At 58.9% G+C, this 12983-nt stretch carries 9 protein-coding genes; all 9 read right to left on the minus strand.

The genetic code is table 11. The annotated features are described in order from the left end of the window. Positions 1-11 precede the first annotated feature (11 nt). Positions 12-3056 carry a cellulose biosynthesis cyclic di-GMP-binding regulatory protein BcsB gene (gene bcsB, locus OXR04_RS18380; protein ID WP_267372575.1) on the minus strand — a complete coding sequence of 1015 codons (3045 nt, stop codon included), beginning with the start codon at positions 3054-3056 and terminating at the stop codon, positions 12-14. Then, positions 3053-5164 carry a UDP-forming cellulose synthase catalytic subunit gene (gene bcsA, locus OXR04_RS18385; protein WP_009088376.1) on the minus strand — a complete coding sequence of 704 codons (2112 nt, stop codon included), beginning with the start codon at positions 5162-5164 and terminating at the stop codon, positions 3053-3055. Before bcsA ends, bcsB begins: the two co-directional genes overlap by 4 nt. Positions 5165-5216: 52 nt before the next feature. Next, a complete protein-coding gene (bcsQ, locus tag OXR04_RS18390) occupies positions 5217-6020 on the minus strand; it encodes a cellulose biosynthesis protein BcsQ (protein WP_009088374.1) in 804 nt (267 codons plus the stop codon). Then, positions 6011-6625, minus strand: coding sequence for a cellulose biosynthesis protein BcsO (gene bcsO / locus OXR04_RS18395; RefSeq protein WP_154929024.1), 615 nt, complete (start codon positions 6623-6625; stop codon positions 6011-6013). Before bcsO ends, bcsQ begins: the two co-directional genes overlap by 10 nt. Before the next feature lie 453 nt (positions 6626-7078). Next, entirely contained in the window at positions 7079-8101 is a 1023-nt protein-coding gene (dppF, locus tag OXR04_RS18400) for a dipeptide ABC transporter ATP-binding subunit DppF (RefSeq protein ID WP_009088370.1), read from the minus strand. After that, entirely contained in the window at positions 8091-9077 is a 987-nt protein-coding gene (gene dppD / locus OXR04_RS18405; protein ID WP_267372574.1) for a dipeptide ABC transporter ATP-binding protein, read from the minus strand. Before dppD ends, dppF begins: the two co-directional genes overlap by 11 nt. 12 nt (positions 9078-9089) lie before the next feature. Beyond that, positions 9090-9992 carry a dipeptide ABC transporter permease DppC gene (gene dppC / locus OXR04_RS18410; RefSeq protein ID WP_009088366.1) on the minus strand — a complete coding sequence of 301 codons (903 nt, stop codon included), beginning with the start codon at positions 9990-9992 and terminating at the stop codon, positions 9090-9092. Positions 9993-10001: 9 nt separating this feature from the next. Next, on the minus strand, positions 10002-11021 hold the full coding sequence (dppB, locus tag OXR04_RS18415; RefSeq protein ID WP_009088364.1) for a dipeptide ABC transporter permease DppB: 1020 nt from the start codon (positions 11019-11021) through the stop codon (positions 10002-10004). A gap of 171 nt (positions 11022-11192) precedes the next feature. Continuing rightward, positions 11193-12803, minus strand: coding sequence for a dipeptide ABC transporter periplasmic-binding protein DppA (dppA, locus tag OXR04_RS18420; protein WP_009088361.1), 1611 nt, complete (start codon positions 12801-12803; stop codon positions 11193-11195). Positions 12804-12983 lie beyond the last annotated feature (180 nt).

Below are 12983 nucleotides of genomic sequence, written 5' to 3' on the forward strand. Positions count from 1 at the left end.
TCTTTTTATCCTTACTTCCTGCCGGAATCACGGTCCTGCTTTGGATGCAGACGCCGCCAGGCATGGCGCTTCAGCATCACCCAGGCCGCACTGCCCACCAGCGCAGAGACCAGCAGCGCCGCCAGTGCCAGCAGCACCGAGTGCTGGTTGGCGTACCACACCACCATCATGTACCAGGGCATCTCGCCGCTGGGGAACTGTGCGCCGACGCGGAAACTGCGAATGCCGTTTTCATCGGTAATGATCGCGGTATCGCCGCGCACGGCGGCGTTGATCTGCGCCGAACTTAAATCGTTGTGCAGTCGCAGCAGCTGGTCGTCGCTGGTTGCGACCGTCATCACCACCAGTCGATCGGGGTTCCACGGCGAGCGATAGCTGAGGAAGCCGCGCCACGCCTCGTTGGAGGAGAAGTAGCGATCGGCATCCAGCTGCTGCCGACTCCAGTCGCCGGTCAGCCAGCCGCGTAATTGTTCCAGCGTATCCGGCTCTTTCACGCCAAAGGTGTTGCCGCTGGCGTCGTACGGTGACGCCGCCAGCATCGCCTGATTAAAGGCGCTGTTGCCGGTGGTGCTGACCGCCAGCAGATCGCTCTGCTGTAAACGTGCCAGATGGGTGCCACCAGCGGGCAGACCAAACATCACCTGATTCTGCGTCAGCGCCACGCCGGTAGCATTCCCGGCGCGCGCCGCCAGATCCAGCAGCGTCGACAGCTCGGCGTTGCTGGGGGTTTCCGGCAGCAGCAGCGTGGTCTGACCGAAGTCGGCCAGACGCGAGAACGGGAATGAGGCCCCGACAAAGTAAGAGAGGTTCGGCAGCATACTGAAGTGGCGGGTATGGCTCAGATCGATCCACGAGTCCTCTTCAATCCGGCTCTTGATGTTGTTATTCAGCAGCACGCCGCAGGGCGCGTCGGCGCGCGGTTTAATATTGAAGTAGAGCGCCAGCTGATTATCGCCGTAGATCAGATAGGGTTCGAGATTAAGCCGATACTGCTCCTGCCGCGCATCCCCGCCTAAACGGTGCCAGGCATTCTCCAGCAGACCGACTTTGTTCACCGTCAGGTTGCGCAGGAAGGTGCCGTTAAGCATGACGTTAAGGAACGAATTCTCCTCATCAATCCAGGTTTCCGACGGGAAGCGGTAGTGCAGATTGACCGGCACCGTGTCGCCATCCCACAGGAAAAGGTCAGGCGCGGCGCGGAAGTTCACGCGCAGGGCGTCGTGCCAGATGCCGCTGCTGGTCAGGCTCTGATCTTTGCGCAGCAGTTCGCTCAGGCGCACCGGGCGGTCCGTGTTGATCCAGCGCGGGGCATCGTAAGGCTTACGGCTGTCAGGGAGCGGCGAAGAGACCGGCAGCTGGCTCTCATCGGTTGCCAGGGGCTGCGTCAGCCGGTTTGCCGCCTGACGCAGCTGATCCGCGTTGTTGCCACTAACCAGCAGCAGTTTGTAGACCGGATTGATGGGGTTATCCACCAGCTGCAGCATCGGGCCGTTGCTGGCCGGGAAGGTCAGCGTGCCGATGCGCTCTCCGGGATGACCAAACAGGATGCCATTGTTCTCCGGCAGCTCACCGCGCACCACCGGGAAACGAATCCCGCGATAATCACTCTGGATGCCGAGCCAGGATGCCACCAGCGCCGCCGCACTCACCGCATCGGGAGAGAGGTTGCTGGCGAAGCCGATGGTCACGGTGGCGGCGGTCATCCGCTGAGGATCGAGGAACGGTCGCGGGAAATTGCGCAGGCGGGTGCCGATATTCAGCTGCTGCCCCTCAAGGTGCAGGGAGGTCTGCGGCAGGATGGTGACCTGATACTGCTGGGCGCTCTCTTTCTCACACAGCAATTTGTCCGCATCGTTGATTTTAAAACTCAGGTTGTTTTCAGAGACCACCATCGCCGCCGGGATCTCCAGCTCATAGTCGCTGACATCGCTGTCGGTCGCGCCCAGCGGCAGTGTGCCGAGCGGCTGACCGTTCAGCATCAGCTGCAGCGACGTATTCCGCGCTGCCAGTGCGGCTGAGACGCGCAGCGACAGATTGAGCCGCGCGTTGGTAATCACCTCATCGCTGGGCAGGGTAAAGGTAATGCCTGACTGCAACTGGCCGCCGGTCAGCGTGATGCCGCGCGTCTGGCCCATCTGCGCCACGGAGAGGGTGCTGCTGATCGGCTGATTGATGGCCGCCATGACCGGTAACGGCGCGTCTGCCGCCGGTGCTGTCGCCTGGCCTGGCGCATAGGGCAGCGCGCTGGCGGCCGCTTCCAGCGCCGGGTCCGCACTGCTCAGCCCCTGCGGCAACGGCACCGCTGACAGCGCACTGCTGTCCTGCGTGACGGCTCCGCTGTGCGTCGTCGGGGCCGCAGCGTCGCCCGTCGCGACAGGATTCTGCGGAGCGGCTGTCGCCTCACCTGACGTGTCACCGGGTGAGGCGGATGGTGGCGTCGCGGAGGAAACCGCTCCGCTGGCCGGGGCCGCACTGTTCACCGGTGCGGCAGAGGGCGCATCGCTGGCGGATGGCTGGGCCGCGCCGGTCGCTGGTGCCACAGAGGGCGTGGCTGACGGCGTTTCGCTGACCGGAGCCTGCGCAGAATCGGTTCCCGGCGTGGCAGAGGCTGCGCTGTTCCCGGCTGCCGCAGCTGGCGCGGCTGATGGCGTTTCGCTGGCCGGAACCTGCGCGGAATCAGTTTCCGGCGTGGCAGACGCTGCGCTGTTCCCGGCTGCCGCAGCTGGCACGGCTGACGGCGTTTCGCGGGCCGGAGCCTGCGCGGAATCGGTTCCCGGCGTGGCAGAGGCTGCGCTGTTCCCGGCTGCCGCAGCTGGCGCGGCTGACGGCGTCTCACTGGCCGGAGCCTGCGCCGAATCGGTTCCCGGCGTGGCAGACGCCGTACCCTCTGTGACAGACGGCGTGACCGGAGCCGCCCCGGGCGGCGTCGGGGCTGAACTGTTTAACGGGGTCGCGCCGCTATTGTCCACCGCCGCTGGCGTTTCCGCGCCGGCAGGCGTCAGCCACAATGCCGCCGTCAGTGAACTGGCCAGCAATGTCTGCGTCAGGATCTTCATGCCGCGCCATCCTCTTTTGCCGCCGCGGCAACCGGGTCGACATTTTTACGTTTATCGTGGCGGCCCTTCCAGGTCAGCCAGAACAGCTCAAACACGGTACGGATAATGGTGCCCAGCGAGATCAATGGGTTGTCCTGTTTATACTCCGGCTGAATCCACGCATCGGCACGCGCCAGCACCACGCGCACCAGTTCGCGACGGCGCGCCAGCGGCATCGCTTCAAAGCGCAGACGAATGCTCTCCGCATCGCCGGAAATCTTCGTGACCGGAAGCGTAATCGCCCCTGACTTCAGCAGCAGATCGATCTCTTCGATTTCATCAGACTCGTGACGCCCGTCGGGCGCGTCGAGTTGCGCGCCCCCCATGGAGAGGTTACTGGTCAGCGTGCGCGATGAAATGCCGCTGGCGTAGTGAATAATCGTCGGGATCTGCACCTCAATACGGATGGTTTTACGCACCTGTTTGGTTTCGCGCGCCACGGCAATTGCGGCCATCAGAATGATCAGGCTGAAAATCGCCCAGCCGACGTTCAGGGCAATCACGTAGGGATCGACGCCAAAGTAGTCATGCATCACCGCCCGCACCACGCCAGCCACAATGCCGATGCTCAGCAGCAGCGCCACGATCACGTGCGGACGCACAATATGGAAGTCGAAGAAGCCCTGATCCAGCACGCCGCCTTTATCGGTCACGTTAAATTTGCCATGTTTAGGCGACAGCAGGGTCAGGATGGTCGGGATCACCAGGTGGAAGCACATCACCGTCTCATAAATCTCGCCCCAGAAGGTGTAGCGGAAACGGCCATTCATGCGGGAGTTGACGTAGAGTGACATCACCAGATGCGGCAGCACGTAGGCGAAAATCAGCGACGCCGAGGAGTGAATAATGTTGAGGTTAAACAGCAGGTAAGCCAGCGGCGCGGTCAGGAAGGCGACGCGCGGCAGACCAAACTGAAAATGCAGCATGGCGTTGAGATAGCAGAGACGCTGCTGCCACTTCAGACCCCGGCCAAACAGCGGGTTATCGACGCGGAAAATCTGTGTCATGCCGCGCGCCCAGCGGGTGCGCTGAATGATGTGCAGCCCCAGACGTTCCGTGGCCAGACCGGCCGCCAGCGGGATCGACAGAAAGGCCGAACCCCAGCCCAGCCGCTGCATTTTCAGGGCGGTATGCGCATCTTCCGTCACGGTTTCAACGGCAAAGCCGCCAATCTCTTCCAGCGCGGAACGGCGGATCACCGCACAGGAGCCGCAGAAGAAGGTGGCGTTCCAGTTGTCATTGCCCTGCTGCACCGGGCCATAAAACAGCGACCCTTCGTTTGGCATGCTGCGCGCGGCGCGCAGGTTACGCTCGAAGGGATCGGGTGAGTAGAAGTAGTGCGGCGTCTGAAGCAGCGCCAGTTTTGGATCGTTCAGAAAAGGGCCGACCGTCGCCTGCAGGAAGGTGCGGGTTGCGACGTGGTCGCAGTCGAAAATGCAGATCAGCTCACCTTTGGTGATTTTCATCGCATGGTTAAGGTTACCGGCCTTGGCGTGTCTGTTGTCGTCGCGGGTGATATAGCCTACCCCCACGTCGGCCGCGAAACGGGCAAATTCGCTGCGCTTGCCATCATCCAGCAGGTAGACCCTGAGTTTGTCGCGCGGGTAATCAATACACTGCGCCGCCAGCACGGTGTCGCGCACCACTTCCAGGCTTTCATTGTAGGAGGGGATATAAATATCCACCGTCGGCCACAACCGGGTATCGTCCGGCATCGGAACGATGGTGCGCTTTAAAGGCCAGGTGGTTTGCAGGAAGCCCAGAATTAAAATCAGCCAGACGTAAAGCTCCGCCAGATATAAGCCAATCCCTAAGATAGCCTCGACTTCGGAATTAAAATGCAGCGTCTCTGTCGTCCGCCACCAGATATAACGGCTGGACATTAATGCCGAGAGGATCACCATCACCACGGTAATTTTGCGGCTCTTGCTGAAACCCAATAAAAACATCATGCCGATGCTGATCAGACCAAAAATATACTGTTTCTGGCTGTCCATCGGCGTAGTGATGATCACCGCCGCAACGGGTGCAAGCACCAGCAGCAGCAGGTAAAACCCGATTTTACTCATGATTCACCCTGAGAAGCGCTGTGTAAATCAGCTGTCTGGCGAAACCAGCCGGTTAAAAATGGTGAGTACGGATAGGTGCCTGAACTTCGCCATTGCCCACGGTGATATTGAGAATGCTGCTGACGCGTTTCGCGATCAGTTCAATATCAAATGCCGCGGCGGAAGCGGGGCTGAAATCGTAAACAGACTGCTGAGACGCGTTGGCTTCGCCAACACTTTCATCACGGTGAACCACGCCCAGTAAATTATCCCCCAGCCGCTGCTGCATAAAGGCCGTCACATCGCGATTAATATTGCGGCGGTTATCGCACTGGTTCAGGATAAAATAGTGCCCCTGTTTATTATTAAGCGGTTTACCGATCATCCGGTTCTCTTCTATCTGCGGTAATAATGAGACCGATGCGGTATCCGCTAACATCACCACTAAATGCATATCGGCCAGCGCCGTCATGGCTTTAAGGGCCGGACCGGGGCCGGGCGGAAAATCAGCCACAATCACCAGGCCGGGATAATTGAGCACCGTGTCGAGACCGCGCTGAATAAAGTGGGGATCTTTCATCAGGTTCTCTTCGAACCGTTCGCGCTGCGGCTCTGTGACGTCGCCATAAGGCAGAACAAAGATATTGCCGCCGGTGGTGAGAATCGACTGACTCCAGTCCGCCTGCTCTTCTGAACGCGCCACAAATCCGCGGCCGTCGTGGAGCGGCACGCCAAAATGCAGACGTAATGCGTTCTGCACATCAAAATCGATGGCCAGAACTTTGCTACCGGATCGCGCCAGGCTCCAGGCCAGATTCGCCGCCAGCGTGGTTTTCCCCACGCCCCCCTTCGGCGAGCACACACAAACTAACGGCATAGCGCAATCTTCTCCAGTAACGGTTTCAGTAAGGTTTCTTTCGGCAGGCTGACTTCGCGTGAGCGGAACAGCGCGCCAAACCGTCCCGGCTCAGCATGAGGCGCGGACGGTGCCACCGCGGGCTGAAGTTCGGCCACGCTGGCGGGCCGGACCGGCGCGGCGACAGGTTCCGCGACGATGGCTTTTTGTGGCGGCGGGGGTGGCGGAAATAAGGACGACGGGCCCCGCTCAGACGCTGGCGTGGCCGCAGGGACGCTGCTGCCTGCCAGGCTGTCGAGAATCGAACTGCGGGCCGCCGCCGGTTGCGCACTGAGCGCGGCGTAACGGGGCTGTGCCTCTGCCGGCAACGCAGAGAGCGTTGCGGGGCGCGGTGGCTCTGGCGCAGGTGCCGTAAACTCATCACCGCGCAGCGGCTGCGGTTGTGGCAGGTCTATTCGCTGACCACCACCGAACGGCGTGTGATGCTCCTCCTTCGCCAGCTGACGAAGCAGTGCCCATTTACTCTGTTCCGCCGGTTCCTGCGTCTGGCCAGACATATCTTTAAAGGCGATGTCGAGCGTTTGTGTTTTTTCTTTAAAACGCTGCAAATCATCATAATTCTTCATTTGAGGTGGCCTGCCACAAGGGGGGAATTTTCCTGGAATATACCACATCCTTTTATTCGCAGTCAGGAAAACCTGATTATAAAAAAAGCATATTTAATTAACGATTTTAATCATACAGAATCGCTAATCTTCAAAAGACGCCTTCCATAGCCAACCGGCACTTAAAATTAATAAATTAAACTTAAGTTAAACTGACTATTCCTGTCTGAATAATGTTTCAGCAGATAGGGCTCAGACATTGCCTGGTACAGCCAGCCGCACTCATATCAGGATGGCACCGCTGAGGGATAATGCAGCGCTGCTGGCGAATAACAGCGACGGGCTGTGATAAGGGAGGGGGAAAATAAAGCGGGGGGACCGATCGTCAGGCCATGACTCTGCCGTTTCAGGCTGAAGAGGGCTGAGCCCGTGCGATATCAGGAAACGCAGGCCCCCGACGGGGCCTGCCGATCCTTAACTGACCTTTTCTGCCACACCGACCGGCTGATTCTCATCCTGATCCACCGCAAAACAGGCAATCTCCTGTCCGCCGTAGTTTTTCAGCTTCGGTTGCAGCTGCACACAGGTGCCAAAACGACGGTGACAGCGCGCATTAAAGGCGCAGCCCGGCGGCGGATTGAGCGGGCTGGGCAGCTCGCCAGTCAGCTTAATCCGCTCACGCCGATCGTCAGGATTCAGTCGCGGTGTCGCGGAGAGCAGCGCCTGGGTGTAAGGGTGACGCGGATTACTGAAAATCGCCTCTTTGCTGCCCTTCTCAACGCAACGGCCGAGGTACATCACCATCACCTCATCGGCGATGTGCTCCACCACCGACAGATCGTGCGAGATAAAGACGTAGGAGAGCCCCATATCCTGCTGCAGATCCATCATCAGGTTAAGCACCTGGGCGCGCACCGAGACGTCGAGGGCCGAAACCGGCTCATCGGCGATCAGGACGTCCGGATCGAGCATCAGCCCGCGCGCAATCGCAATACGCTGACGCTGTCCGCCAGAGAACATATGCGGATAGCGATCGTAGTGCTCGGTTTTCAGGCCGACTTTCGCCATCATCTCCAGCGTCTTCTCACGGCGTTCCGCTTTAGTCAGCTGAGTATTGATCACCAGCGGCTCTTCCAGAATCTGACTCACCTTTTTACGCGGGTTGAGCGAGCCATAGGGGTTCTGGAACACTATCTGGATTTTCTGACGGCGCAGCTTCTGCGCCTGGGGATCGTGTTTCAGCAGATCCTGACCGTGCCAGTAGAGCTGCCCTTCGGTCGGGGTTTCAATCATCGTCAGCAGACGGCCAAGGGTGGATTTACCACAGCCTGACTCGCCCACGACCGCCAGGGTCTTGCCCCGCTCCAGATTAAAGGAGACGCCATCCAGCGCCTTAACCAGACGCTCCTGACCAAACAGACCCTTTTTCACCGGGTAGTGCTTCTTCAGATCAATCGCCTGCAACAGGAACTGATCTCTGGTTGTTTCATGACTCATACGTTGGTCTCCCGGCATCGTCCAGCGGATAGTGACACTTGGACTGGCGTCCTGGAATGGTGCGCAATTCAGGTTCCACCTGACGACAATGATCGGTCGCATAGGGGCAGCGTGGGTTAAGCAGACAGCCCGTCGGGCGGTCATATTTGCCCGGCACCACGCCAGGCAGCGAGGCCAGACGCGCTTTATCCGCCGCAAACTCCGGCAGCGCACGCAGCAGCGCCTGCGTGTAAGGATGACGCGGCGCTTTAAAGATATCGCTCGCTTTACCGCTCTCCACCACCTGACCGGCATACATCACGATGATGTGGTGTGCGGCTTCCGCCACTAACGCCAGATCGTGCGTAATCAGGATCAGCGCCATGTTCTCCTGACGCTGTAACTCCAGCAGCAGTTCGATGATTTGAGCCTGAATGGTCACGTCGAGCGCCGTGGTCGGCTCATCCGCAATCAGCAGCTTAGGCCGGCAGGCGATCGCCATCGCGATCATCACACGCTGGCTCATGCCGCCCGACAGCTGGTGAGGATAGACATCAAGCCGCGATGCGGGATCGGGAATTCCCACCTGGGTCAGCAGGTCGATTGCCCGCTGACGCCGGGTGCGTTTGTTGCCGCCCTGATGCACCTTGATCGCTTCCATAATCTGGAAACCTACGGTGAAGCAGGGGTTAAGGCTGGTCATCGGGTCCTGAAAGATCATCGCCACTTCTGCGCCGACCAGCTGGCGGCCCTCTTTTTCGGAGATGCGCTTCAGATCGCGCTGGTTAAACTCCAGCTTTTCCGCCATCACTTTGCCGGGGAAATCGATCAGCCCCATGATCGCCAGTGAACTTACCGACTTGCCGGAGCCGGACTCGCCGACAATGCCGACCACCTGACCCTGTTCAACCTGATAACTGATGCGGTCAACCGCACGAAACGGTGCTTTGTCGTCGCCGAAATGCACCGACAGTTTGTCTACATTTAATAACGCCATCTCGGTGCCTCTTTACTGCTTGAGTTTCGGGTCGAGTGCATCACGCAAACCATCGCCCATCAGGTTAAATGCCAGCACGGTAAGCAGGATGACCAATCCAGGGAAGGTCACCACCCACCAGGCACTTTGCGCATACTGCAGCACGTCGGAGAGCATGGTGCCCCACTCCGGCGTTGGCGGTTGCGCACCCATACCGAGAAAGCCCAACGCCGCCATATCCAGGATGGCGTTGGAGAAGCCTAATGACGCCTGCACGATCAGCGGGGCAAGACAGTTAGGCAGAATATTGACGAACATCTGACGCAGCATACCGGCACCGGCCACGCCGGAGGCGGTGACATAGTCGCGGTTCACCTCCACCAGCACCGCCGCACGGGTGAGACGGATGTAGTGCGGCAGGGCGACAAAGGTCAGCGCGATAGAGGCGTTGACGATCGAGGGGCCAAAGATGGCGACCAGCACCAGCGCCAGCAGCAGGCTGGGCAGCGCCAGCATGATATCAACGACACGCATGATGATGACGTCGACCAGGCCGCCAAGATAACCGGCCAGCAGGCCGAATATCACGCCGAAAATCAGCGACAGCACCACCACCAGGCAGCCCACCAGCAGCGACAGGCGCGCGCCGTACATCAGGCGCGACAGCACATCGCGGCCCACATCATCGGTGCCCAGAATAAAGTTCCAGCTGCCCCCGTCCTGCCAGACCGGCGGATGCAGCAGCGCATCGCGGAACTGCTCAGCCGGCGCATGCGGAGCCAGCACATCGGCAAAAATGGCGCACAGCAACACGATGATGATGTACACCAGGCCAATTACTGCGCCTTTGTTACGTTTAAAGTAGTGCCAGAATTCCTGAAACGGGGTCATCGGCTTGGGTGCAACGGTAACGCTGCCGGGATCAACAACAGACATGATGCCCCCTTATTTCTTGTGACGTATGCGCGGGTTCACCACGCCATACAGCAGATCAACCAGCAGGTTGACCAGGATAATCAGTACTGCCGTCAGCAGCACACCGCCCTGCACCACCGGATAATCACGGCGCTGCAACGCTTCAATCAGCCAGCGACCCAGACCCGGCCACGAGAAGATGGTTTCGGTCAGAATCGCCCCGGCCAGCAGCGTGCCGACCTGCAGACCGATGACCGTGACCACCGGCAGCATGGCGTTGCGCAGCGCATGCACCACAATCACCCGCATCCGCGTCAGGCCTTTGGCGCGCGCCGTGCGGATGTAATCTTCACCCAGCACTTCCAGCATCGCCGAGCGCGTCATACGCACAATCACCGCCAGCGGAATGGTGCCCAGCACGATGGCCGGTAAAATCATGTGCATGACCGCGTCATGGAAGTCGCCCGGCTCACCCCAGAAGAAGGTATCGATCAGCATAAAGCCGGTCAGCGGCATACTGTCATCCAGGAAGACGGTGTCGCCAACCCGCCCGGAAACCGGCGTCAGGTTGAGCTGCACTGAGACCAGCATGATCAGCATGATGCCCCACCAGAAGATTGGCATGGAGTAGCCGGTCAGGGAGATGCCCACGGCGGTGTGATCGAAAATGGAGCCACGCTTCACGGCGGCCAGGACCCCAACCGGGATGCCCACCGCAACGGCAAATATCATGGCGCAGATGCCGAGTTCCAGCGTCGCTTTGAAGCGCGGAACAAACTCATCCCAGACCGGGATGCGGCTCTTGAGTGAAACGCCCAGGTCGCCATGCAGTACGCCGTTGATGTAGTTCAGGTACTGTTTCCACAGCGGCTGATCCAGACCCAGCAGCGTCATTAACTGTGCATGACGTTCAGGAGAAATCCCGCGCTCGCCCGCCATGATCAGCACCGGATCGCCGGGGATCATGTGAACAAAAGCGAAAGTGAGTAATGTAATACCGATGAACGTTGGGATGACAAGGCCCAGACGTCGGAGTATGAACTGCAGCATAATCCGGGTTCTCTCTTCTCCGCGCGACCGTCGCCGCGAGGGTTGTTATTGCTTACATCTGACGATCGGGTAGGTCCGACCGCGACGCAGTCAGACTGCGCCTCTACCGTTTCCAGTAAAACAGGGAGAAAAAGCCGGGGCGACGCAGGGCCGCCCCGGAAAAGGCGACAATTATTCCTGAATGTCTACCTGAGCAAAGTAATGTCCGCCCAGCGGATCGACTTTGTACCCGGTGACTTTCTTGCTGACCGGTTCGTATACCGTAGAGTGCGCGATCATCAGCGCCGGTGCCTGGTCATGCATCACAACCTGTGCCTGTTTGTAGTACTCGATACGCTTCGCCTGATCGGCGGTCGCGCGCGCAGGCTGGATCTGATCCTCAAAGGATTTATCACACCAGCGCGAGTAGTTAGAGCCATCTTTCGCGGCTGAACAGCTGAACAGGGTCGCCAGGAAGTTATCCGGATCTCCGTTGTCACCGGTCCAGCCCATCATGACGGTCTGATGCTCACCCGCTTTGGCGCGTTTCAGGTATTCGCCCCACTCGTAGGTGACGATTTTGGCTTTCACGCCAATCTTCGCCCAGTCGCTCTGGATCATTTCCGCCATGCGGCGTGCGTTCGGGTTGTAAGGACGCTGAACCGGCATCGCCCAGAGGTCGATGGAGAAGCCGTCGGCCATGCCCGCTTCTTTCAGCAGCGCTTTAGCTTTCTCAGGATCGTAGGCGTAGTCTTTGACCGCGTCGTTGTAGCCCCACATCGTTGGCGGGATCAGGTTTTTAGCCGGCTGGCCTGCACCCTGATAAACCGCGTCGATAATGGCCTTTTTGTTGACGGCCATAGTCAGTGCCTGACGCACTTTCAGGTTATCCAGCGGTTTTTTCTCAACGTTGTAAGAGAGATAGCCGACGTTCAGGCCAGCCTGCTCATACAGGTTGATATTTTTGTCCTGCTTCATGCGTGCGATGTCAGCCGGGTTCGGATAAGGCATGACCTGGCACTCACCCTTCTGCAGTTTGGCGTAGCGCACTGACGCATCCGGGGTGATGGAAAAGACTAAGCGGTCGATTTTTGGCTTTTCGCCCCAGTAGTTCGGGTTCGCTTTGTAGAGGATGCGCGAATCTTTCTGGTATTGCAGCAGCTGGAACGGACCGGTTCCGACCGGGTTCAGGTCGACGTTTTGCGGCGTGCCGGCTTTCAGCATGTTGTCCGCATACTCTTTGGACAGGATAGAGGCGAAGTCCATGCCGAGGTCGGCGAGGAACGGCGCTTCAGGGCGGGTCAGCACGAAGCGTACGGTGTTGTCGTCCACCTTCTCGATTTTGCTGATCAGCTTCGGCATATCCATGCCTTCGAAATATTCATAGCTGCCGCCGGAGACGCCGTGATAGGCGTTGTTTTTATCCAGCTGGCGCTCAAAGGTGAACACCACATCATCCGCGTTGAAGTCACGCGTAGGTTTGAAATCTTTGGTCGTCTGCCACTTCACACCCTTGCGCAGGTGGAAGGTGTAAGTTTTACCATCGTCGCTGACGTCCCACTTCTCTGCCAGCGCAGGATGCAGTTCGGTCGTGCCGACAGTGAACTCAACCAGTCGGTTGTAGATCTGACGTGAGCTGGCATCGTAGGTGGTGCCCGAAGTGAATAACTGCGGGTTAAAGCCTTCCGGAGAACCTTCAGAACAGTAGACCAGGGTTTTTGCCTGAACACCGGCGGCGACAGTCATAGCAATCAGGCTCAGACCGACCTTCAGCATCCCGGATTTAGCCAGGGAGTTGATCATGCTTTTGCTCCATTGTGATGTGATGTTGTGTGTATTGCCTGACCTCTGGTTTTTTTATGCGGTTCAGGCGTACCACCGAACAGGTGGTTAAATCGCGCTACGTTTTTTTTGTTTTTTCTGAAGCGGGTTGGGCATTCAGAAAATTCCGTAACTGCGGCTTATTGACGCATCAATTTGTCA

The organism is Pantoea sp. GM_Pan_3 (assembly GCF_026541045.1).
In the GTDB taxonomy this organism is placed as follows: Bacteria; Pseudomonadota; Gammaproteobacteria; order Enterobacterales; family Enterobacteriaceae; genus Pantoea; species Pantoea anthophila.

Excerpts from the sequence above, each read along its gene's own strand:
- bcsB (WP_267372575.1), bottom strand. The coding sequence starts at position 3,056 with ATGAAGATCCTGACGCAGACATTGCTGGCCAGTTCACTGACGGCGGCA.
- bcsA (WP_009088376.1), bottom strand. The coding sequence starts at position 5,164 with ATGAGTAAAATCGGGTTTTACCTGCTGCTGCTGGTGCTTGCACCCGTT.
- bcsQ (WP_009088374.1), bottom strand. The coding sequence starts at position 6,020 with ATGCCGTTAGTTTGTGTGTGCTCGCCGAAGGGGGGCGTGGGGAAAACC.
- bcsO (WP_154929024.1), bottom strand. The coding sequence starts at position 6,625 with ATGAAGAATTATGATGATTTGCAGCGTTTTAAAGAAAAAACACAAACG.
- dppF (WP_009088370.1), bottom strand. The coding sequence starts at position 8,101 with ATGAGTCATGAAACAACCAGAGATCAGTTCCTGTTGCAGGCGATTGAT.
- dppD (WP_267372574.1), bottom strand. The coding sequence starts at position 9,077 with ATGGCGTTATTAAATGTAGACAAACTGTCGGTGCATTTCGGCGACGAC.
- dppC (WP_009088366.1), bottom strand. The coding sequence starts at position 9,992 with ATGTCTGTTGTTGATCCCGGCAGCGTTACCGTTGCACCCAAGCCGATG.
- dppB (WP_009088364.1), bottom strand. The coding sequence starts at position 11,021 with ATGCTGCAGTTCATACTCCGACGTCTGGGCCTTGTCATCCCAACGTTC.
- dppA (WP_009088361.1), bottom strand. The coding sequence starts at position 12,803 with ATGATCAACTCCCTGGCTAAATCCGGGATGCTGAAGGTCGGTCTGAGC.